Source organism: Ruegeria sp. HKCCA4008 (genome assembly GCF_013033125.1).
GTDB lineage: Bacteria > Pseudomonadota > Alphaproteobacteria > Rhodobacterales > Rhodobacteraceae > Ruegeria.
The window spans coordinates 548,283-570,573 of record NZ_WQDM01000002.1 but is presented as its reverse complement, the minus strand read 5'-3'; the positions used below and the strand labels follow the sequence as shown (position 1 = coordinate 570,573).

The 22,291-nt window shown below is 57.5% G+C and carries 25 protein-coding genes; 4 read left to right on the top strand and 21 right to left on the bottom strand.

From position 1 onward, the window contains the following. Positions 1-96: 96 nt before the first annotated feature. Positions 97-813 (bottom strand): response regulator transcription factor CtrA, encoded by a 717-nt coding sequence (gene ctrA, locus GOW60_RS07080; RefSeq protein ID WP_152457936.1) that lies wholly within the window; start codon positions 811-813, stop codon positions 97-99. 86 nt (positions 814-899) lie between these two features. Further along, entirely contained in the window at positions 900-1,193 is a 294-nt protein-coding gene (locus GOW60_RS07075) for a DUF1153 domain-containing protein (protein ID WP_170344350.1), read from the bottom strand. Between the two features lie 128 nt (positions 1,194-1,321). Between GOW60_RS07075 and mnmA the strand changes: the two genes are divergently transcribed. Beyond that, positions 1,322-2,467 (top strand): tRNA 2-thiouridine(34) synthase MnmA, encoded by a 1,146-nt coding sequence (gene mnmA, locus GOW60_RS07070; protein WP_171228731.1) that lies wholly within the window; start codon positions 1,322-1,324, stop codon positions 2,465-2,467. On the opposite strand, the gene GOW60_RS07065 is transcribed toward mnmA, so the two are convergent. The 19 genes from GOW60_RS07065 to GOW60_RS06980 all read right to left on the bottom strand — a co-directional run bounded on the left by GOW60_RS07065 (position 2,464) and on the right by GOW60_RS06980 (position 19,235). Beyond that, positions 2,464-3,009, bottom strand: a complete 546-nt coding sequence (locus GOW60_RS07065) for a carboxymuconolactone decarboxylase family protein (RefSeq protein WP_171228730.1) — start codon at positions 3,007-3,009, stop codon at positions 2,464-2,466. The genes mnmA and GOW60_RS07065 overlap by 4 nt on opposite strands. A gap of 99 nt (positions 3,010-3,108) precedes the next feature. Further along, positions 3,109-3,684, bottom strand: a complete 576-nt coding sequence (locus GOW60_RS07060; protein WP_171228729.1) for a hypothetical protein — start codon at positions 3,682-3,684, stop codon at positions 3,109-3,111. Beyond that, complete coding sequence (lpxB, locus tag GOW60_RS07055) at positions 3,677-4,843, bottom strand: lipid-A-disaccharide synthase (protein WP_171228728.1); 1,167 nt, start codon at positions 4,841-4,843, stop codon at positions 3,677-3,679. Before lpxB ends, GOW60_RS07060 begins: the two co-directional genes overlap by 8 nt. Then, complete coding sequence (locus tag GOW60_RS07050) at positions 4,843-5,637, bottom strand: LpxI family protein (protein ID WP_171228727.1); 795 nt, start codon at positions 5,635-5,637, stop codon at positions 4,843-4,845. The genes lpxB and GOW60_RS07050 overlap by 1 nt, the downstream gene beginning before the upstream one ends. 4 nt (positions 5,638-5,641) lie before the next feature. Next, the gene (lpxA, locus tag GOW60_RS07045; protein ID WP_171168239.1) at positions 5,642-6,427 is read right to left on the bottom strand and encodes an acyl-ACP--UDP-N-acetylglucosamine O-acyltransferase; all 786 of its coding nucleotides are present in this window, start codon (positions 6,425-6,427) and stop codon (positions 5,642-5,644) included. Then, complete coding sequence (fabZ, locus tag GOW60_RS07040) at positions 6,424-6,897, bottom strand: 3-hydroxyacyl-ACP dehydratase FabZ (RefSeq protein ID WP_152457928.1); 474 nt, start codon at positions 6,895-6,897, stop codon at positions 6,424-6,426. Before fabZ ends, lpxA begins: the two co-directional genes overlap by 4 nt. A gap of 73 nt (positions 6,898-6,970) precedes the next feature. Further along, entirely contained in the window at positions 6,971-7,492 is a 522-nt protein-coding gene (locus tag GOW60_RS07035; RefSeq protein ID WP_171228726.1) for an OmpH family outer membrane protein, read from the bottom strand. 63 nt (positions 7,493-7,555) lie between these two features. Next, positions 7,556-9,808, bottom strand: coding sequence for an outer membrane protein assembly factor BamA (bamA, locus tag GOW60_RS07030; RefSeq protein WP_371813332.1), 2,253 nt, complete (start codon positions 9,806-9,808; stop codon positions 7,556-7,558). A 235-nt stretch (positions 9,809-10,043) separates the two neighbouring features. Next, the gene (locus GOW60_RS21310; RefSeq protein WP_256367495.1) at positions 10,044-10,172 is read right to left on the bottom strand and encodes a hypothetical protein; all 129 of its coding nucleotides are present in this window, start codon (positions 10,170-10,172) and stop codon (positions 10,044-10,046) included. A 78-nt stretch (positions 10,173-10,250) separates the two neighbouring features. After that, the gene (gene rseP / locus GOW60_RS07025; protein WP_171228724.1) at positions 10,251-11,603 is read right to left on the bottom strand and encodes an RIP metalloprotease RseP; all 1,353 of its coding nucleotides are present in this window, start codon (positions 11,601-11,603) and stop codon (positions 10,251-10,253) included. A gap of 4 nt (positions 11,604-11,607) precedes the next feature. Next, positions 11,608-12,780 carry a 1-deoxy-D-xylulose-5-phosphate reductoisomerase gene (dxr, locus tag GOW60_RS07020; protein ID WP_171228723.1) on the bottom strand — a complete coding sequence of 391 codons (1,173 nt, stop codon included), beginning with the start codon at positions 12,778-12,780 and terminating at the stop codon, positions 11,608-11,610. Continuing rightward, on the bottom strand, positions 12,780-13,562 hold the full coding sequence (locus tag GOW60_RS07015) for a phosphatidate cytidylyltransferase (RefSeq protein ID WP_171228722.1): 783 nt from the start codon (positions 13,560-13,562) through the stop codon (positions 12,780-12,782). The genes dxr and GOW60_RS07015 overlap by 1 nt, the downstream gene beginning before the upstream one ends. Next, the gene (locus GOW60_RS07010) at positions 13,559-14,290 is read right to left on the bottom strand and encodes an isoprenyl transferase (protein WP_171116012.1); all 732 of its coding nucleotides are present in this window, start codon (positions 14,288-14,290) and stop codon (positions 13,559-13,561) included. The genes GOW60_RS07015 and GOW60_RS07010 overlap by 4 nt, the downstream gene beginning before the upstream one ends. Positions 14,291-14,299: 9 nt before the next feature. Next, complete coding sequence (gene frr / locus GOW60_RS07005) at positions 14,300-14,863, bottom strand: ribosome recycling factor (protein WP_152457921.1); 564 nt, start codon at positions 14,861-14,863, stop codon at positions 14,300-14,302. A gap of 182 nt (positions 14,864-15,045) precedes the next feature. Continuing rightward, positions 15,046-16,041 (bottom strand): acryloyl-CoA reductase, encoded by a 996-nt coding sequence (gene acuI, locus GOW60_RS07000; protein WP_171228721.1) that lies wholly within the window; start codon positions 16,039-16,041, stop codon positions 15,046-15,048. 89 nt (positions 16,042-16,130) lie between these two features. Next, positions 16,131-17,234, bottom strand: a complete 1,104-nt coding sequence (locus GOW60_RS06995; RefSeq protein ID WP_171228720.1) for a dimethylsulfoniopropionate demethylase — start codon at positions 17,232-17,234, stop codon at positions 16,131-16,133. Beyond that, positions 17,235-17,765: a DinB family protein gene (locus GOW60_RS06990; protein ID WP_371419736.1), complete on the bottom strand. Its 531-nt coding sequence runs from the start codon at positions 17,763-17,765 to the stop codon at positions 17,235-17,237. Beyond that, the gene (locus GOW60_RS06985) at positions 17,762-18,466 is read right to left on the bottom strand and encodes a DUF1326 domain-containing protein (RefSeq protein ID WP_152457918.1); all 705 of its coding nucleotides are present in this window, start codon (positions 18,464-18,466) and stop codon (positions 17,762-17,764) included. Before GOW60_RS06985 ends, GOW60_RS06990 begins: the two co-directional genes overlap by 4 nt. 4 nt (positions 18,467-18,470) lie before the next feature. Continuing rightward, a complete protein-coding gene (locus tag GOW60_RS06980) occupies positions 18,471-19,235 on the bottom strand; it encodes a DUF2182 domain-containing protein (RefSeq protein ID WP_171228884.1) in 765 nt (254 codons plus the stop codon). 115 nt (positions 19,236-19,350) lie between these two features. On the opposite strand from GOW60_RS06980, the gene GOW60_RS06975 reads away from it, so the two are divergent. The 3 genes from GOW60_RS06975 to GOW60_RS06965 all read left to right on the top strand — a co-directional run bounded on the left by GOW60_RS06975 (position 19,351) and on the right by GOW60_RS06965 (position 22,267). After that, complete coding sequence (locus GOW60_RS06975; protein ID WP_171116021.1) at positions 19,351-20,082, top strand: FadR/GntR family transcriptional regulator; 732 nt, start codon at positions 19,351-19,353, stop codon at positions 20,080-20,082. A gap of 117 nt (positions 20,083-20,199) precedes the next feature. Beyond that, positions 20,200-21,600 (top strand): selenium-binding protein SBP56-related protein, encoded by a 1,401-nt coding sequence (locus tag GOW60_RS06970; protein ID WP_171228719.1) that lies wholly within the window; start codon positions 20,200-20,202, stop codon positions 21,598-21,600. A 13-nt stretch (positions 21,601-21,613) separates the two neighbouring features. Continuing rightward, on the top strand, positions 21,614-22,267 hold the full coding sequence (locus tag GOW60_RS06965) for a hypothetical protein (protein ID WP_171228718.1): 654 nt from the start codon (positions 21,614-21,616) through the stop codon (positions 22,265-22,267). Positions 22,268-22,291 lie beyond the last annotated feature (24 nt).

Sequence of the window (22,291 nt, the reverse complement as noted above, 5' to 3'; positions counted from 1 at the left end):
CCTCAGTGATAGGGCGAGGCCATGGCCAGGTCCAGACGTGCTGAGCCGTGAGTGCAATGTGCCGCCCTGGACCACCGGCGGCACGGGTGTTTCAAATCAAAGCCCGACTGCCATCCGTGTTTCGTCCAGCGTGTTGCTTTGCGGATCTCGCAGCACATAGCCACGGCCCCAGACGGTTTCGATATAGTTCTCTCCGCCGGTCGCATTGCTGAGCTTTTTGCGTAGTTTGCAGATGAACACATCGATGATTTTCAGTTCAGGTTCATCCATGCCGCCATACAGGTGGTTCAAAAACATTTCCTTGGTCAAAGTCGTCCCCTTGCGCAGGCTGAGCAGCTCGAGCATCTGGTATTCCTTGCCGGTCAAATGAACCGTCTTGCCATCCACTTCCACGGTTTTTGCATCAAGGTTCACCGCAATTCGCCCTGTATGAATGATCGATTGCGAATGCCCTTTGGAACGGCGGATGATAGCATGGATGCGTGCCACCAGTTCTTCGCGATGGAAGGGCTTGGTCAGATAATCATCGGCGCCAAAGCCGAATCCCTTGATCTTGCTTTCGGTATCATCAGCACCGGACAAAATCAGAATCGGCGTTTCCACCCTGGCGATCCGCAACTGGCGCAGAACCTCATGCCCGTTCATGTCCGGCAGGTTCAGATCCAGCAAGATCAGGTCGTAATCATAGAGTTTCGCCAGATCAATTCCTTCTTCGCCAAGATCCGTCGCATAGACGTTCAGGTTCGCATGCGTCAGCATCAGTTCGATGCTTTTGGACGTGGTCGGATCATCCTCGACAAGAAGTATGCGCATTTTTCACTGCTCCAATTCGGGTCAATAATTCCAATTAAAATTAAACCTGACCAAGAATGGTTAATCTGACGTTATCGTTGAATCATTTATTCACGCTCTCCTTTAGGTTGTCGATACTTTTTTAGCGCCGTCGCCTTCAACGCCTCGACGCCGTGTTCCGCGACCAAAGAAACCCAACCGTTGAATTCTTCGTCGCTCAGGCCGTATTTCTTTTTTGCGTCAGACAGGCTGATCAGCCCGTAAAGCACGCCACGCACGACAAGAATCTTGCGTGACGCCACCCATCGCCTTGTGTTCGCGGGCGGTAAATCCGCATGCGTCAAAATGGATCCATCCGGCAGAGCAACAGACCTTGGCCCTTCAACTTTGTGCAAATACATCGCTTTACCCTTCTTGCTGCACCAAAGCTGCCCTCAGCCTACTTAAAGTCGCGTGAAACCGCCCCTTGAGAGTGTGTAGAATTTTCCTATATTCTGCCGGTCTTTCTTAACCCGGACTGGAATCTGCAATGGCCCTCGATACCGAGACCCCGCTGAACTCGCTTGGCTTTGCCAAACCACCCTCGGAAACGCGGGTCGTTGTGGCGATGTCGGGGGGCGTCGACAGTTCCGTTGTCGCGGCCTATCTGGCCGATCAGGGCTATGATGTGGTCGGTGTGACTTTGCAGCTATATGACCACGGCGCGGCATTGGCCAAGAAAGGTGCCTGTTGCGCTGGAATCGATATCCATGATGCGCGACGCGTGGCGGAAGAGCGGGGATTTCCGCATTACGTTCTGGATTACGAGAACATCTTCAAGGATGCCGTGATCGACGAGTTTGCCGACAGCTATCTGGCAGGCGCGACGCCGGTTCCCTGCATCCGCTGCAACGAACGCGTGAAATTCAAGGACCTTCTGGAAACCGCCAAGGATCTCGAGGCAGACTGTATGGCCACCGGCCATTACATTCAACGCAAGATGGGCGCCAAAGGACCGGAACTGCACAGCGCCGAAGACGCCAATCGCGATCAGTCCTATTTCCTGTTTTCGACCACGCCAGAGCAACTGAGTTTTCTGCGCTTCCCGCTGGGCCACCTGCCGTCAAAAGACGCAACGCGCGAGATGGCGGCGCAGTATGGGCTATCGGTGGCGGACAAGCCCGACAGCCAGGATATCTGCTTCGTGCCCGACGGCAACTATGCCAGCGTCATCGAAAAACTGCGCCCCGGAGCCGCGGAACCCGGCGAGATCGTTCACGCCGATGGCCGCGTACTGGCGCAGCACAACGGCGTGATCCACTATACGATCGGGCAACGTCGCGGTCTTGGCATCGGCGGCCTCAGCGAGCCGCTTTACGTCGTCAAACTGGACGTCGACAAAAAGCAGGTCGTTGTCGGCCCGAAAGAGATGCTGGCAACGCGCGTCGTTCCGGTGCGCGAGATCAACTGGCTGGGCGATGAACCCTTTTCGTCACGCGATGAATGGCATCTGTCCGTCAAAGTCCGCTCGACCCGCCCGCCGCGCGAGGCAATCATTCGGCCGCTGTCGGACACCACGGCCGAGGTCGAACTGCTGACCCCCGAGGAAGGCATCTCGCCCGGGCAGGCCTGCGTATTTTACGCAAACGAAGGCAGTCGCGTGTTCGGCGGCGGCTGGATCTGGCGTGGGTATTAGGCTGAAACCGGCTCGACCTCGGGTTCGATCTGAATCTGCAATGCATCGTTGAACCGATTGAACGCACCGCACAAGGCGATGCGCCAAGTTAGCTCGACGATCTGGGCATCGGTGAACCATTCCCTCAGATCCGCCACTTCGGCATCCTTCATACGGCCCGACCGGATCGTCACGGCTTCGGCATAGCGCACGACCGCCTTGTCACAGGCATCCAGCTCCGGATGATCCTCGACGTCCGGCAGACGCGCCGCCCCTTCGGGGCTCAGCCCCGCCACGGTCAGCAGCGGTGTGTGATGCGAGACGCAATAATCGCAGGAATTCAGTTTTGAAACCGTCACCATCGCCAGCTCCAACGCACGGCGCGGCAGGTTTTCCTGCTCTCGCAGGGTTGTCAGCATTCCCGTGACATGGTTCAGAACCGGAGGGCAATACGCTGCGACGCGGGCCCAGTTGTCAAATGGTCCATAGGCGCCCAATGCAGCGTGGGACGCGCGCGTGTCGGCGGTCATTTCCTGATCCGACAAAGTGGGGATGCGGGTCATGTCGAAAACTCCTTTTCTGGGTCACGATACCTTGGACCTGCGCCCCAGCAACAGACCTTGCAGGTCACATATGCGAGACGAAGCGCTCTCTTTGTCGGGTCACAACATATCGGTGGGAGAATTGAAGAGAATATAGAGCCCGACGCAGACCATTATATAGGGCGCAATCCGATCCAGCCGGGCAACGCGCGGGCCAAGGCTTTTGGCGTGGGGTGCCCCCCATGCCGCAACAACAACCAGCAAGGCGGCCGCGCCGGCGGCACCGATCAACGCCACGACCCGAAAAGACGGCGCCGAATCCGCAAGCAGAGGGGTCATTACCGCAAAACTGTCTATCGAGAGGCTCAGGAAAAGCGTCACCACCGAAGTCACCGCCCCTTTTGACTCCGCACCTTCGGCGTCCGCCTCGCGAAACTGATGCCAGATTCCGCGCAACCCAAACACCAGTGGGACAAGGCCAAGATAGCCGATCCAAAACGGAAGGCCGCTCTGGTTCAGGCCCACGGCCACGGTCATGGCCAGGGATAGTACGATCGTCTGAGCGACGGCAAAGCCCACGATCGCACGGCGCTGTTCCATCACCAGAATCAAGCCCAACAAGACAGCCAGATTGTCCAGATTGGTAGAGATCATCGCGATCCCGGCAGAGACTGCAAACAGCGCGTGATCAAGCATTGCGTGGCTGCATTCTGTTCAAAACCGCCCGCGCCGCGCGCAAGCCGGGTGCTTCGCCCCCACGCCCCAACCTGTCCATGGTCAGGTTCATGGCTTGCTGTTGCGCATCGGGGGCGTCGGCGACATTTCGCAAGGCTTCGGCGATTTTTTGAGGCTGACAATCATCCAGCAGACATTCCGGCACGGCGCGTGTTTCCGAAACCAGATTGACCAATGTAACGGTGTCAAGCTTGACCATCCGTTCCGCCATTTTCTGCGTCAGCCAGTTGAGTTTGTACGCAATGACCATCGGCGTATTCTGCGCCGCAAGTTCCAGCGAAACCGTTCCCGAAGCAGCAAGGGCAAGATCTGCGGCGCCAAAGGCGGCTCGTTTGTCGGCCATGGCTTGTTCTGCACCCACCTTGCGGGGGTCCAGCACCACGGGGGTGCCTGGCCATTCTGGTACCAAGTCGTTTATCAGATCGGTTGTCGCACCTACGGTCGGGATCACCACGCGGTAATTCGGGTGGTCATCGAAAAACAACCGCAACGCGCCGCCGAAAGACTCTGCCAGACGTTCGATCTCACCCCGCCGAGACCCGGGCAAGGCCAGCAGGATCGGCGCATTACCCAGATCAAAGCGGTGGCGGAAGGCGGCGATCTCGTCAGGTGTTGCAATCGGTTCGCCAACCACTGGATGGCCGACAAAGTCGCATTCCATCCCTGCCCGCTCCATGTACGGAGGTTCAAAAGGAAGAAGCGCCAGCACATGGTCGATGACCTTTGCCATCTTGTCCGCACGCCCGGGGCGCCAGGCCCAGACACTGGGGGCAACATAATGCACGGTTCGGATGTTGCTGTTGGCTTTTACGATTTTGGCGACGCGCAAGCTGAAATCCGGGCTGTCTATGGTGATTAGAACATCCGGTTTCGTGTCCAGCACCGCCTGTGCCGTCTCGGATATCCGCCGTTTCAGGTGGAAAAACTTCGGCAGCACTTCGACAAGCCCCATGACCGAGAGTTCGGACATCGGGAACCGGCTGCGAAGGCCCTGCGCTTGCATCAGCTGGCCTCCCACACCGTCGAATTCAACCTCGGGCACCAGGGTTTTCAACCCCTCCATCAGCGCGCCGCCCAACCGGTCGCCCGAAGGTTCACCGGCGACCAGAAAGACACGCATCAGACCGCCCGCTCGCGGATATAGAGAAACAGACCCAGACGGTTGCATTCAGCGATGACACGCTCTTTTTCCAGAACCAGTACACCGCCTTTTTCCAAAACGATCCCGGACAAACCTGCCGCAACCGCGTCGGCAACGGTTTCCGGCCCGATGGCGGGCAAATCGGCGCGCCGATCCTGATCGGGTTTGGGGCCTTTGAACAGAATGCCCCCGCCAGCGTCGGGGCGTTGGGTCAGGGATTGCAGCATCCACGCAGTACCGAACACCCCCTCGATGGCCAGCGCCTGCCCTTTGGACACGGCACAGGCCTGCCCCGTATCCGCCGCCCCCATTGCCCGAAGAATCCCGGCGGCGCGGTCAGCGTCGGCCATGTCGGCGTCCGAGGGCTGGGCTTCGGTCAGACATCCCACAGGCGGCAACAAACCGGGCGCGATCTCATGCGCGGCCCTGAGGGTGAGGCCGGCCCCTTCAAGAATTCCGATCACCGCGCGCAAAGCTCCGTCATCCCCGGACAGGATGGCCTTTTGGATGATCGGAACCAATGGCAGCGTCGCGGCGTCGATGCGCGATGGGTCGATTGGCGGGCGCCGAACAGCGCCGGCCAGACAGATATCGGTCACGCCCCGCGCCTTCAGGTCAGCGATGAAACTGCCCAGCTGTTCCAGAGCAAACACGACATCCGCGCTCAGGGTGTCCGGCAGAACCCCCTCCATCGCGCAGATCAAAGGGCGTTCTGTCAACTGCGCAACAACTTCGGTTGGCAGCGCCCCGGTTCCCGCAATCAACGCAAGCATGACCCTATTTCCTCGGGGTCAGGAAGGATCGGTCACTGTGGCCGGTGACGAAATCCACGATCTGCTGCACATAGTCGCTTTCGTTGCCTTCACCGATCCGGCTGGCGCGATCCATAAAGGTGCCTTCGCCGTCGGACAATTCCTTGAAGGCCGCGCGCAGCGCCGAGATATCTTCACGCGATACACCCTTGCGCTTGAGACCGACGAGGTTCAGGCCATCCAGCTCACCCCTCGACGCCTGTACCAGACCGTAAGGAATAACATCTTTCGGCACCATGGTCAGCGCGCCAATAATGGCCCCGCGTCCAACGCGCACCCATTGATGCAACCCCGAAATGCCACCGACGATTACGTCGTCTTCGACGATGCAATGCCCCGCCGCGCCGGCATGGTTCACCATGATCACACGGTTGCCGATCTGAACGTCATGGGCCACGTGAACACCCGCCATCAACAAGCAGTCGTCACCGATCCGCGTGACCCCTCCGCCACCTTCCGTACCGGTATTGATTGTAACATGCTCGCGAATGCGGTTGCGTTTGCCAATCTCAAGCCGGGTGTTTTCACCGCTGAATTTCAGATCCTGAGGGATCTCACCAATCACCGAGAAATTGAACACAACGGTATCGTCGCCGATAGAGGTGTCGCCCGTCACGACCACATGCGATTTCAACTCGACCCGATCGCCCAGTTTCACCTGTGGGCCCACGTGGCAGAAGGGACCGATGATACAATCCTGTCCAATCTGCGCGCCATCTTCAATAATTGCGCTGGGATGGACTCCGTTCATGTTGTTTTTTCCATATCCCAGTCGACATATGCCGAGAATTCCGCCTCGGCGGCGACTTCGCCTTCGACAGTTGCACGGCCGCTGAATTTGAACAGCTTTCCGCCTTTTTTCCCACGCACGGTTTCCACATGCATTTCCAGCACATCACCGGGCACGACCTTGCGGCGGAATTTGCACTTGTCGATGCTCATGAAGTAAATCAACAACTCGGTGTCGATGACGTCCATTCCCACACCCAGCATCACACCGGCGGTCTGCGCCATTGCCTCGACAATCGTGACACCCGGCATGATAGGCGTACCGGGGAAATGCCCCTGAAAATGCGGTTCGTTCATGGTGACATTCTTGATTCCGCGCGCCGACTGATAGCCCGAGATATCTACCACCTTGTCGACCAGCAAAAACGGATAGCGGTGCGGCAGGATCCTCTGGATCAGCTGAATGTCTGCGCTTTTGGTTTCAGTGCTCATGATGCAGATATCCCGTTTTGGATGTTTCTTTTTTTGCGTGGTTAGCAATACAGCAATGCAAGGGCAAGCGAACCTATTCGCCCTGCCCCTCTTGCAAATCGCTTCCGTCACCTATCGCAGCGTTTATTCGGATGATTGCGGCTTCGGTGATGTCGGACGTGCTGACGACGACATTGGATCGCTCGATCATCACGCTGGCCCCAATTTCGCGCAACAGATCGACAAGCACCGGGCGCACAATCTCGGAAAAGGTCTGCTGGGCTTCTTCGCTGCGACGGGCCAGAACGTCCAGCTTTGCCCTTTGCCCCTCGCGATGGGACTGAACCTTGAGATCAAACGCCTCGGCCAGGGGGCGGAACTCGTCGGCCGACATGGTGGCGCGCTGCTTGGTGAGTTCTTTTTCTTCGCGGCTCAGTTCCGCGACAATCCGTTGGTTTTCTTCGGCCAGTAGGGCGCTTTCCTTTTCAATTTCGCGAAAAACGCGCTGTCCAAAGGCGGACTTGGCAAACAGCTCTTCACTGGACAGGGTGACAACACTGGCTTGTGGCACACCAAGCTGCTGTGCATTTGCCAAAGGCGCCGAGACCATCGTCATAAATGCACACAGGGCCCAAAGCGGGCCCCGTGTTCTGCCAAGCAATCTGTTCAGCATCGCGGATCAGAACCGGGCCTGGATCGTGAAGTCAAAGTTCTGCTCCTTGTCGAAAGATTCTTTCTTGAGAGGCTGCGAAAAGTTGAACTGCAACGGCCCGAATGGAGTTTCCCAGAGCACCGAAATCCCAATCACGTGCCGGATCGATCCGTTTGCACCAACAATAGTTGCACCTGCCGTATTGACGTTGTCGATGTTGTAGAGATTGCCAACATCATAGAACAAGCCACCGCGCAGACCGAGTTCCTCGGGAAGACCCAGCGGGAAGTCGGTTTCGAAACGGGCAACCCAGTAGTAATTGCCCCCGATCGCGTCATCCTGACCGTTGGACAGGTCACGCGGTCCGATACCCGCAGGTTCGAAACCCCGGAAAGTATTGGGGCCCAGCACAAACCGGTCAACGGTACGGCTGAAATCGTTTCCGCGCCAGTGCAGAGCGCCCAGTTCCATAGTTGCCCGAAGCACCACCTCTTCGTTCCAAACCCGGGTTTGCGCGATGCCTCGTGCCGTGGTCTTGAAGAATTTGTTGTCCCCACCAAGTCCAGCGGCATCAACACCTACTTCAAACAGAACGCCAGTGTTGGGGTCCAGGCCGCCGAGACGGCTGTCATAAATGTAGGACAGTCCCAATGAACTGGACGTCCGTTTGCCCTGCGCAATTTCAGAAGAAATCACCGCACCGTTAACTTCATTGTCCTGCTGCGTCATCTCGCTGCGGTCCCAGCCATAGCGAACCCGCAGAGCCGACAATTCACCAATCGCGTAGGTCAGCTGCGGTGCAAAGAAAAGACTGCTTGTGTCGTAGCTTGCAAAGCCGGAATTGGTAGCCGACAGCCCCAGACCAAGGTCAAAGCGCAGCTTGCGGCCCAGCAGATAGGGCTCTGTAAAGCTGAGCGTATATTGTTCCGAGTCCTGCGCGGTGGAGATCGAGACACCAAGGTTCTGGCCACGGCCCAGGAAGTTGGATTCGTTCAGACCAATTGCAATCCCGAAACCGTCCGTAACCGAGTAGCTGCCTCCGAGGCTCAGCGAGCCGGTGGGTTGTTCTTCAACGTCTACATCCAGAATGACCTGGCTAGGCGACGATCCCTCGCGTGGTTCGACTTCGGCAACAGCAAAGAAGCCCAAGGCATTGATACGCTCCGCAGCCTGACGGATTTCGCGTGGATTGAACGGGTCGCCTTCGACAGTGTCAAACTGCCGGCGGATCACTCGGTCCAGGGTGGTTGTGTTGCCTTCAATATCGATCCGCTCGACAAAGATCCGAGGACCTTTAGTCAGAACAAATTCGACATCCAAAGTCAGATCGCGGTCATTGCGCGTAACACGTGGTTCCACCCGAAGGAAATCCACGCCTTGCTTCAGGCCCAGTCGCTCTTGTCTTGTAATCGAGTTTTCAACAAGCGTCGGCGTATATGTCACGCCGGGTTTGATCTTCAGCGCGTCCTGATAAGGTGCCGGATCGACGCCCGGAATCTCACTGACGGTCGTGATTTTACCGAACGAGAATTTTTGGCCCTCGGTTACATTCATTACCAGAAAAAACGCATCCCTTTCACGGGTAAACTCGACGTTGGCGCTGTTCACACGGAAATCGACATAGCCTCGTGAAAGGTAGAAATCCCGAATGACTTGCTTGTCGAACTCGATACGATCGCCGATGAACGTGTCGTTCCGGAAGAACGTCCGCAGGAAGGTTGCCTGCTTGGTTTCCAGAACACGGCGCAAACGACGGTCCGAAAAGGCACGGTTGCCAACAAAACTGACACGTTCCACTTCAATGGTCGTGCCTTCTGCCACTTCAAAAACCAGATCAACTCGGTTGTCGCTACGGCGGATAATCCGAGGGATTACGGTCGCGGCAACTCGGCCTTGGGCTGAATACACTTCAGCAATCATGTCAGCGTCAGACTCGGCCAACTGCGGGGTAAAGACGCGGCGCGGCTGAGATTCGATAGCGTCCAACAACACGTCGTCTTTGACACGGGAGTTACCCTCGATGCTGATCTGATTGATCGTCGGATATTCCTGAACCGTGATGACCAGCGTAGACCCCCGCGGCGTCAGCTCAACTGTTTCAAATACACCACTGTCAAGCAAACGCTGATAGGCATCATTGAGCTGGCCGGCAGTTACGGTCTGGCCAGGTTCGATTCCCGTTCGGGCGATGATCGTACCGGTTTCAATCCGGCGATTGCCCTCAACATCAAACGAATTGATCGTATAGTTTTGCGCCTGTGCTGCATGCGGAAAAGTCATTAAGCTTGCAGCAACAAAAAGGAAAAGAACCGCTAGCGCCTGCCACAAAATATTGTTTGTTGGCATTTTTTGCCCGCAGGATGTGCCCGCCCCTCGCCTGTCAGTCATTTTATGCTCTACCCAGAATTTAAGACTTTAAAGCTGAGTAGCGGGATTGAATGAGCTTGTCAAAAGGCGAAATAGAAGCAGCCGCCAAGACTGCCATTCAAATTGACGACGTTAATTTCGGTAAGAATCACATGGCCGCCAGATAGGCGGCACCTGCCATAGCCAAAGCCGTAACCGCAAAGCTCAGCAGAACATCCCAATTCAGCACGAACAGGAAGCTAAAGCTCTGATACGATTTTTTCAGCGTTTTGGTCATGGCTTTTCCCTCAGACGGAAAAATCATAACGTCAGAATGAGGCAATATTGCGGCCCAATCTTGCGCCGCGCGCCACAATCAGCAAAACAGATCGTTGCTCACTGAAAACAGCATGAGGGTGAGAATTAAGGTGATCCCTACCCCCATGAGCACCCGCAAGGCCCCATCACTGGGTGGTTTCCCTGCAATGGCTTCATAGGCGTAGAACACGAGATGCCCGCCATCCAATGCCGGGATCGGAAATAGGTTCAGCAATCCGACCGCTGTCGACAGAACTGCGATGAAGAAAATGAAGTTCTGCGCCCCCTGGCTGGCCATTGCCCCCGAGGTTTCGGCAATTCCGATCGGCCCCGAGATGTTGCAGGTGCTGATTGCCCCCGTCACCATGTGCCACATACCCGACAGCGACCCTTCGATAATGCGGCCCGTCTGTCTGACACCGCCGGTCAGTGAATCCAGAATACCAGCCGGTTCAGTTGCCGGCTCCAGCATCATGCCTCCGATGATCCCAATCCGCCAATGGGTGACGAAACCGCCATCCGGCTGAGGTTCATCCGTGCGTCGCGGGGCCAATGCGAATTCCAGCTCGGATCCATCCCGCCAGACGTCCAACAGCAGAACCCGGCCATCGGACCCTTCGACAAAATCCTTCAGCTGCTCGAAGGCAAAGATCGGCTCCCCGTTCACCGCCGTGATGACATCGCCTTGTTTCAGCTGAATATCCATCGCCGCGCTGCGTGGGGCCACTTGGCGGATCAGGGGTGGAAACATCCATGGTGCTTGTACATCCAGGGTTTCACCGTCCCGGATCACCGTGTAATCCAGAACCGGTTCCACAGGCAGCGCCTCGATAAAGTCCTGCCAGGCGCCCTCTTCATCATAGTCAGGTGTCGGGATACCAGCGATGGCCGTGATCACATCACCTTCTCTCAGCTCCTGCACAGTGCCCGGCAAGGGTTGCAACGATCCAACTGTAAGCGGCTCTTTTGATACGCCCTGTGACCAGAAAATCAGGCCAAACACCAGAATGGACATGACGAAGTTGAAGACAGGTCCGGCCGCGACCGTTGCGGCCCGTGCCCACAAAGGGGCACCGTGCATGGTGCGGCGCAGCTCTTCCGGGCTTTGGGTAGCGATGCCTTCCATCGCCTTTTCATCCTTGCCCGATGCTGCATTGGCATCGCCCAGGAACTTCACATACCCCCCAAAAGGCAGCAACGCGATCTGCCATCTGGTCCCCCGTTTGTCGACACGGCTCCAGAGAACCGGGCCAAACCCGATCGAGAAGACCTCGGCATGGATACCGGACCAACGCCCCACAATGTAGTGGCCGTATTCGTGCACCGCGACGATGACCGACAATGCGATGACAAACGCGACAATCGTCCAGAGAAGATTGCCAAATTGCGGGATTAGGGAAAGTACGTCCAAAATTCTATCCTGCTCGTTCCACCACAGCGTCATCGACCCACTGACGTGCCAGATGGTCTGTTTGCTGTACGTTATCAAGGGTCATCGAGGCATCAATAAGGCTGTCTGACGCGTCGAACCTGTCGAGAACCGCGGCGACGGCAGCGGCCATATCCAGAAATCCGGTCCGGCGCGCGATGAAATGATCCAGCGCACGTTCCTTCGCGGCGTTGAAAACAGCACCCGCCAGGCCGCCACGCGCCATCACGTCTCGGGCCAGTTTCAATGCGGGATAGCGTGCCAGATCCGGCGCGTTGAAACGCAACTGCCCCAGCTTGGCCAAATCAAGGCGCTGTATCGGCAATTCCCGTCTTTCGGGCCAATGCAGCGCGTAACCGATGGCGTGGCGCATATCGGGCGCCCCCATATGAGCCATCATCGCGCCATCACGATACCCGACCAGGGCGTGTACTATGGATTCCGGATGAACCAGCACTTCGATCTGATCCGGCTCGACACCGAAATATTCTTTTGTTTCTATGACTTCCAACGCCTTGTTGAACATGGATGCACTGTCGATGGTGATACGCTGCCCCATATCCCAATTCGGATGGCTGGAGGCTTGTTCAACAGTCGCGTTCACCAGTTCACTCAGGGGCCAATCTCGGAACGCCCCGCCGCTGGCGGTGATGATCACACGCTCGACTGTTTCGATGTCTTCACCGACCAAAGCCTGAAACACCGCCGAATGTTCGCTGTCGACCGGCAGCAATCGCGCACCATGCCGTTTGGCCGTTTCCAGAACCAATGATCCTGCACAGACCAATGTCTCTTTGTTGGCCAGTGCCAGGGTTGTGCCCTGTTTCAACGCCTCGATGCCCGGCGCCAACCCGGCCGAGCCGACAATGGCCGACATGATCCAATCCGCCGGACGTGCCGCAGCCTCGACGATCGCACGCCGGCCCGCAGCCGCCTCGACGTCACTGCCGGCCAAAGCGGAACGCAGGTCATCAAGCCGGTCTTCATGAGCGGTGACGGCAATATCGGCACCGAGCCGACGCGCGTCATCCGCAAGCCTTTGAATATTGACACCACCGGTCAAGGCCACGACGTCATACTCGGACGGTGCGCGCGAAATCAGATCAATCGTGTTCTGCCCGATCGACCCCGTGGCTCCAAAAACAGATACCTTTCGCATTACATTTCACCCGGCGAATAGATCAGCCCCGCGATAAGAACAAACAGCGCGGCACCCATCATGCCATCGAACCGATCCAGAAAGCCGCCATGGCCCGGTATCAGGTTCGAACTGTCTTTGACACCGAACTTGCGTTTGACCGCGCTTTCGACAATATCACCGGCTTGGCTTGCCATTGAAGCCAAAACAGAAACAACGACAAAAGCGAATCCAAAGCCGGCCAGGCTTGCAAAAACCGCGCCGACACATGCCGCGGCGGCCCACCCGCCGGCGGTTCCCGACCACGTCTTCTTCGGGCTGACCTTAGGCCAGAATTTCGGGCCACCGAACGCCTTGCCCACGAAATAGCCCGCGACATCCGTGGCGACCACGACAGCAATCAGCCAAACCATCCAGCCAAAACCGGAATTTTCCCGGATCGAAATGAAACCCAGCCCGGCCCCGACGATCCAGACCACGAACATCCCGAACAGAACCTTCGAACGACTGATCTGCCCCACTCCCACAAGCGCAGGCGCAAGCACGACCGGCAAAGTGTAAATCGGCGGCAGATGATAGCTGAGAACCACGGTGACGCTTGTCAGAATCCCCAATTGAACAGCCACGCCGCGGGACTGCGGGTCGATCATTCGAACCAATTCCCACGTCATCAGACCACAGGCTGCGGCGATGAAGGTCTCGAACCACCACCCGCCAAGCCAGACTTCGATTGATCCGATCACGACCAGAACCGCAGCAGAAAGAACCCGTGTTGTCAGGTCAGACCATCGGCCGTCTCTCATGCCAGAACCGCTCCGAACCGCCGATCTCTGGTGCCGTAATTCTGGCACAGACGGGCCAGTTCAGCAGCAGTGAAGTCCGGCCAGAGAGTGTCGATGAATTCATATTCCGAGTAAGCCGATTGCCAAAGAAGAAAGTTTGAAATCCGCGCTTCACCGCTGGTTCGAATAACAAGGTCGGGATCAGGAAGAACACGCGTATCCAGATATTTAGGAAGAGTTTCTTCATCCACCTCTTCGGGTTTCAGCCGCCCTTCAGCCACATCCCGCGCCAGACGCTTTGTGGCGCGTGCGACCTCGTCGCGCCCACCGTAATTCAGCGCGACGGTCAAATGAACCAGATCGTTGTTCTTGGTTTCTTCTTCCAGCGAATCCATCAACTCGATCAACTTGGAATCCAGCCGGACCCGATCTCCGATGAACCGAACGCGGATGCCATTATCCGCAAGTGTCCGGGTTTCCTTGATGATATAGCGGCGGAACAGGTTCATCAGGCCGGCCACCTCGACCTGGGTCCGCTTCCAGTTTTCGGTCGAAAAAGCGAACACTGTCAGGTACTTGATCCCCAAACCTGGGCAGGCCTCGACAACCTCGCGCACGCGCCGCGCACCGGCATGGTGGCCGAACAGCCGGGGACGGCCGCGCGCCTGCGCCCAACGACCATTGCCATCCATGATGATGGCCACATGGCGCGGGCCGGACTCCAGCTCGGTTTGCGGGTCTTTTGGCATCAGTTCGGCTCAGACCTGCATGATTTCGGCTTGCTTGGTTTCGAGCGCAGCATCCACGGCCTTGATCATCTCATCCGTCATGTCCTGAACTTCACTTTCCCAAAGCTTCTGGTCATCTTCCGACATGCCGTCCGCCTTGGCCTTCTTGATCTGATCCATGCCATCGCGACGCACGTTCCGGATCGCAATGCGTGCGTTTTCCGCGTACTGACCGGCGACCTTGCTCAGCTCGCGGCGACGTTCTTCGTTCAACTCGGGTATCGGCAGCATTATGATGGTGCCGTTCAATTGCGGATTGATCCCAAGGCCGCTTTCGCGGATGGCCTTTTCCACCTTACCCACCAGTGACTTGTCCCAGACGTTTACAGTGACCATTCGCGGTTCGGGCACGTTCACGGTGCCCACCTGGTTGATCGGTGTCATCGAGCCGTAAGCGTCGACCATGACGGGTTCCAGCATCGAGGCCGAAGCACGCCCTGTTCGCAATGATGCAAATTCGGTTTTCAGATTGGCCATTGCGCCATCCATGCGGCGCTGCAGATCATCGGTGTCCAGTTCGAAGTCGTCAGACATTCTGCTCACTCCCCGTCTTCAGGTACTCTTTGGATGGGTCTTACGCCATCGCAATTGGGATGTATAGCAATCATGATCGGGAATTGTATCAATGGCCAGAGGTGTTGCGACCAATTTGGACAAACATCGATTTCCGGAACCTGGCCGAGTTTCTCCGGCCAGGTTGAGTTCATGGGTCAGCCTCAGGCGTTCACATCCACCACGACGCGGCCCTTGACCTGACCTTTCAGAATGTCGGCGCCCAGTTGCGGCAGATCGGACAGACCAGCCGGTTGAACCATCGCCTCAAGCTTGTCCATCGGCAAATCCGTGGCGATCCGTTTCCACGCGCGCACCCTGTTGTCATAGGGCTGCATCACGCTGTCGATGCCCAAAAGGTTCACGCCGCGCAGCAGGAACGGAATCACCGTCGCAGGCAAAGCAGCGCCCCCGGCCAAACCAACCGCAGCAACTGAACATCCGTATTTCATCTGGCCAAGAACACGCGCCAGCATGGCACCGCCCACAGCGTCAACGCAGCCCGCCCATGTTTCGCTTTCCAGAGGGCGTTTTGTCGTCTCGTTCAGGTCGTCGCGCGGCACGATGGTCGTCGCACCAAGTGATTTCAGATAGTCACCGGTTTCGGGCCGTCCTGTGACCGCGGCGACCTCATAGCCCAAATTGCCAAGAATGGCCGTGGCCACCGACCCGACACCGCCCGCGGCCCCGGTCACCAATACCGGTCCACGATCCGAGGTCAGCCCATGATCCTCCAGCGCCATGACCGCCAGCATCGCAGTAAACCCGGCGGTGCCCACAGCCATTGCCTGACGCGTTGTCAGCCCATCGGGCAGCGGCACCAGCCAATCGGCCCGCGCGTTGGCTTTTTGCGAATAGCCGCCCCAGTGTGCCTCACCGACGCGCCATCCGGTCAGAACAACCTTGTCACCGGGTTTGTAGCGGTCATCCGATGAGGCCTCGACCGTGCCGGCGTAGTCAATGCCCGGGACATGCGGATAGGCCCGCACCAGCCCGCCCCCTTTCGCAGACAGGCACAGGCCGTCCTTGTAGTTCACCGTGGAATATTCGACCGCAACCGTGACGTCACCATGCGGCAGATCATCCACCGACAATTGTTTGATCGAGCCGGTAGCAAGTCCGCTCTCTTCATCCTTGTCCATCACAAGTGCATTGAACATCTGTCATTCCTTTCGTGTTCAGCGACCAGCCCATGTCGTCAGCTGGTTCAAAATATCCCGAGGTCGACGCGGCAGCGTCCTTGATTCTGCTAGATCCAGAAATGCGACTGCACGGTCGCGCGGCGCATCCCGGCCGGTGTTTCCACTTCCAGTTCCGTCCCGGCATCCCAATGGCTCAGGCGCACCATACCGATCGCCACATTGGTTTCAAAATCCGGAGACCAGGCCGCCGAAGTCACCTGCCCAACACGCTTTCCGTCCGCAAACATACCCCAGGGACGATCGCAACCCGGCACCGGATCACCATCAATGGCGATAGGTCGGATTTGCTGCACCGGCCCTTCCTTGGCGACACGCAACAGAGCGTCCCGACCGATGCAGCCGATTGCGGTGTTCGTGTTGCAGAATTTTCCCAGACCGCATTCATGTGGTGTATTGTCGTCGGTCATGTCGTTCCCATAGGACAACAGACCGCCCTCAATGCGTTCGATCAGGTTTGGGCAGCCCGCGCGCACGTGCAGGTCTTCGCCGGCGACAAACAGGGTGTTCCACAAAGGCATGCCGATATCGCCACCTTCCACGTATATCTCGAAACCACCCTGTTTCGAATAACCGGATCGCGCGACGGCCAGATCACGCCCCTCGAACTGGAACATGTCGAATTTGAAGAAACGGATATCGCGCACTCGGTCCCCGAAGACACGCGCCATCAGCTCGTCCGCCTTCGGGCCCTGAACGGCAAGCGGCGACACGTCCGGTTCATCCACCAGCACATCCAGACGGTACCCAACGGCGATACCCTTGACCCACAGCAACAGATCACTGTCGGCAATCGAGATCCACCAGCGGTCTTCGGACAGCTTCACCGCCACCGGGTCGTTCAGCATGCCGCCGGTTTCGTCAACGATCGGCACATAGAAACATTGCCCGGGCAGCATACCGCGCAGATCGCGCGGGGTCAGCATCTGCATCAGACGCGCAGCATCAGGGCCGCGCAATTCAACCTGCCGCTCGCACGACACATCCCAGACCTGCACATGGGTCTTCAGATGCCGGTAATCGGCTTCAACACTTTCAAAAACCGTCGGCAACAACATGCGGTTGTAGACCGTATAGCCCTTGACCCCGGCAGCTTCGACTCCTTCAGAGAACGGAGTGCGCCGCAAGCGGCGTGAGGCGGAAATCTGCGGCATTCATACCTCCTGCGGCATAAAGACGATATCACTGACAGGCGCTTCCGAGCCCGTCTCGGTCAGCATTTTGTGCACTTGTCCCCTGTGATGGGTCTGATGATTGAAGAAATGGATCACGCACAGCGCGTAAGGCATTGTGACATCAGCCTCTTTTGCGGCGGAATACCACGTGAACGAGCCGGTCAGCGGATCATCCCCCAGCCCTTCTGCCCAGTTCAGGATACGCGCATCGATCTTTTCGCGTAACGCCAACCAGCTTGGCAGATCCGGGCACAGGTATACGCTTTCATGGATACCTCCGCCTGCCTTGTGAATATTGCCATCTGGCCCGTCGCGCTTTTCGAAACGCGACATCCACATCCAATCGCCCCACAGCAGATGGTTCACCGTGCCCAAAATCGAGCCAAAGAACGCCCCGCGTTCAAGGGTCAGCTCCTTCGGTGTCAGAGATTGCAAAAACTCTGCCAACTGTTTGTTCTGCCAGTGATTGTAACGCGCCATTTCCTGCGCATACCCACCCGTGATCATCATTTGGGCCCGTGCCAGTCGATCGGGCAGATTTCAGCGGACTTGCCGCCAAAGTCCCAGACCCGGCCATAGTCGCGCACCTTCGATTTGGTGCCACGCGCCACGATGATGTCAGGTCCCATCCAGTATTTGGAATTTGAGACCATCACCGGATGCTCCGGGTCCTTGCCCGCAAGCATCTCGATCTCTCCCTGGATTTTGCGACCAATCGCGATCCGACGCTTGTTTCCGTCGCGCTCGATCTGGACAGGTGCCCGTTCCGCACCGATGATCTCGCTGACCAGCATGGTAAACAGACCGGTCGTGCCGCCCGCCTGACCGCTGAAGATTTGTAACAAACCGTTGTAAGCCTTGCCGCTTGCGCGCTCGTCGACATAAGCGGCGACTTTCCACTGGCCTTCCCCCATCCGGCCCGGAATATCGACCAGCAATCCGACATTCAGACCCGACAGATCCTCGCCTTCATAGTGGCCTTCATCAACGATGATGCCCATCCAAGCATGGCAGTGACCTTCCGTCGGGGGATGTGCGCCCAGCGACACCACGCAGGGGCAAAACACGTCACATGAACAGTTCAGGATCAACTCGCCCTTGATGGCCCATTCCGTCGGGCTCATCTCTCGCCGCTTGGGATTGGGCATGCGGCTGTCGATGCGCTGGCTGACGGGCAGCCGGTCGGCGTCTGGTTTTCTGTTTTTAGCCATTGGCTTATCCTCCGTAGCTAATTGGATACACGAGCAGGACAAGACCGCCCGCAATCAACACAAACCCCATTGGACGGGTCACGGCGTGCCCGATCTGAGGAAGTTTCTCCAAAACCATGAACAGGGTCGCGAGCCCCATCCACAACAGGCTCATGACACCGCCGACAAAGCCAAGTGCCATGAAGCCCCAGCAACAGCCGACGCAAAAGGCGCCAAGACCCAGGCCCATGCGCACGCCACCTGCAAAACCGGTTCTCCAATGTCCCAGGAAATAGGTCATCGGGGCATGGCAGACACCGTGGCACACCTCTTTGGCGCGGGAAAACTGAAAGGCGCCCACGGCAATCATCAAGCCGCCCGCGACCCGTCCGGATTTGGCAATTCCCAGCATATCGACAACACCGCCAAACAGTAGAACCAGCTGAATTCCTGCGATCACGGCCGCAAACCCGACCCAGACGATGGAATACCCGGCCAGAACCCCCAGCCAGCCGGCGCGGCTGCCATTTGCGCTGCGGATCAGGTCATCGTAGCTGCGCAGGGTCGGGATCAGGGTCGGCAGCATCATGGCCGCCATCATGATCGCCCACATTGAAAACAGCGGCCCGAACTCGGCCATGGGCATGTACATGTCCATGCGCGGATCCATCGCGGCCATCGCCTGCCCCATCGGCCCCGGACGGCCGATCAGATCAAGGTCCATGTCCCGGCTCATCGAGAACATGACCCACCACGCCCACAAGATCAGAACATAAAAGCCCAGCCACATTCCGCTGCGCAGCCACGTACGACTCACTTCGGCCTCCCGACTCAACTCTCTTGCTTTTCAAATGTCAGACTTTTAAATGTCAGACAAATAAAAATTTGCCCAAGGTCGTCTGAAGATGAAAACCGCGCCCCGGAAAACCGCAGACCTGTCTGCCCAGATCGCCCAGGCCATTCGGGATGCGATTGTATCGGGCGAACTGATCGTGGACGCGCGCCTGCCTTCCGAAGCCGAACTGTCGGATCAGTTCCAGGTCTCTCGCCCGACCGTGCGTGAGGCATTGAAACGGCTGGCCGCGCAATCCTTGATCCGCACGCAACGCGGCGCTTCTGGCGGAGCGTTCGTGAATCGCCTGAGCTTTGAGGATGCCTATTCTCAGCAAGTCACGACTTCGACATTGCTGCTGTCGATGAATGCGGTCAGCTTCGATACCGCATGCGAGGCGCGATATGCCCTGGAAAGGGCCTGTGCGCCTTTGTCAGCGCAGCGGCGCACGGCAGATCACCTGGCGACCATGCGGGCAGAAATATTCCGCCAGTCCCAACCGGGCCTGACGGACGAAGCATTTTGCGCCTCGGACGTGACTTTCCATCGCGCGCTGGTGGATGGGGCTGGCAACCCGGTCCTGTCCTATCAGCTGGCAGGCGCCGTGGAAGCGATGCAACCGTTGATGAACATGATCACGTTTACCGCGCGATCCCGCGAAGAGATCATCGGACTGCACAGCAGAATAGTGGACGCGCTTGAGGCAAAAGACGCAGACACCGTAGACACCGCACTTATTGATCTGGAACATTACACACGACGGCTGGCCCATGACGTGGCCGAAAGCAAACGTAAACCGACCTGAGCGCCGCATTCGAAACAAGATCAGAACAAGGGGCATACGAACGGGCAGATTGTCATCCGGCGCCAAGACCGGAACTCTCAATATGAATTGAAGTTCAATGACTTACGGGAGGACGTTATGAACCAAAGACCGGACCCAAGTTTTTATCCATCCGCGAAACTGGCGATGGAGGGCCCCGCTGAGACGCTTGCATTCACGCTGATGCTCAGCCCTGACTTTTCTCAACCCGACGGGCTAGCGGTTGTGAATGTCGATCCAAGCTCGGACGATTTCGGAAAGATCGTGCATCAGGTGATAATGCCCGAAAAGGGCGACGAATTTCACCATTTCGGCTGGAACGCCTGTTCTTCTTCCCTGTCGCCGCTGAGCGGTCACGCGTTTCTGGAGCGGCGCTATCTGATCATTCCGGGCATCCGGTCCAGCCGGATTTATGTCATTGACGTGAAAAACCCGCTTGAGGCCAAGATTCACAAGATCATCGAACCCGAAGAAGTCTTTGCAAAGACAGGGTATTCCCGTCCGCACACGATCCATTGCGGGCCTGAGGGCATCTATGTCAGCACCCTTGGCGGCGGCGGCCCCGGCGGCACAGATGGCCCTCCGGGCATATTCATCATGGATTGCGAGACCTTCGATATCATCGGGCGCTATGAGATCGAGCGCGGCGTGCAGGACAAGCATTATGATTTCTGGTGGAACCTGCCGCGTGACTACATGGTCAGTTCCGAATGGGGGCTGCCGCCGCAATTCGAAAACGGGCTGGTGGCCGAGGATCTGCTGTCCAACAAGTACGGCCACCGGATCCATTTCTGGAACCTTCGGAACCGGACGAATATTCAAACCATCGATCTGGGCGAAAACCATCAGATGGCCCTGGAAATCCGCCCCGCGCATGATCCCGTAAAACAATACGGGTTCTGCGGCGTTGTCGTCGATACGACCAACCTGCAAGGGGCGATCTTCACCTGGTGGCGCAATGATGACGGCACGTTTGAAGCCAAGAAGACCATAACAATTGATCCGCAACCCGCTGATCCTGATGATCTTCCTGACCTTCTGAAGGGCTTTTCTGCCGTTCCGCCGCTGGTTACTGATATCGACCTGAGCCTGGACGACAAGTACCTCTATGTCGCGTGCTGGGGAACCGGCGAGATGCATCAATACGATGTATCCGACCCGATGAACCCAACCCTGGCAGGCAAGGTCGAGATCGGCGGAATCGTCAAAAAGACAAAGCATCCAAATGGTCAAACCTTTGGCTATGGTCCACAGATGGTCGAAATCAGCCGCGACGGCAAACGCGTCTATTGGACCAATTCGCTCTATTCCACGTGGGACGATCAGTTCTACCCCGAGGAAGGTGGTGCGGCCATGGTCAAGGCTGATGTCGGCGAAAATGGTGGTCTGACATTGGATCCGAAGTTCTGGGTAGAGTTTCCCAAGGGCTATCGCAGCCACCAGATCCGGTTGGAGGGCGGAGACTGTTCAACCGACAGCTTCTGCTATCCGTCGGTCTGAGTTGGAATTTTTGATGTCATCAACGGCTGGCCTGTGGCTGGCCGTTGTTCTGAGCGGCGCCTATCACGGCCTGAACCCCGGCATGGGCTGGCCGCTGGCGGTGTCTTCGGCTTTGATGGAACAACGCCAATCCGCGCTTTGGGGTGCACTCGCGGCTTTGGCTGGCGGGCATTTCGTGGCCATGCTCGGCGTACTACTTCCTTTTGCCCTGATGGCCGTGCTGGTCGATTATCAGAATGAAATCCGCATCGGTGCGGCTCTGGTCGTGATTGGCATGGGCCTGTACATCGCGATAACCCGCCGTCATCCCCGCTTTCTTTCGCGGATCCCGCCAAGCAGGCTCGCGCTGTGGTCTTTTCTTGTGGCGCTTGCCCACGGGGCTGCCCTGATGCTGGTTCCAATCTATCTGGGCTTGTGTGCCGTGGATGAACTGGACGCGGGCCATAAAGCGATTTCTCAGATCATGACCACGAACACCCTTTTGGTTCTGGGCGTCGCCGCGCTGCATACGGCCGCCATGGTTCTGGGGGGCGGTTTTTTGGCCTTTGCGGTCTATCGTTGGCTCGGACTGCAATTCCTGTCGCGCAGCTGGTTCAACCTGGAGCTCATCTGGGCCCTGAGCCTCATTCTGGTCGGTGGTCTGGGTCTTTGGTCCGCACTTGGCTGACCTTGTACTTTGTTTTGAAACGCG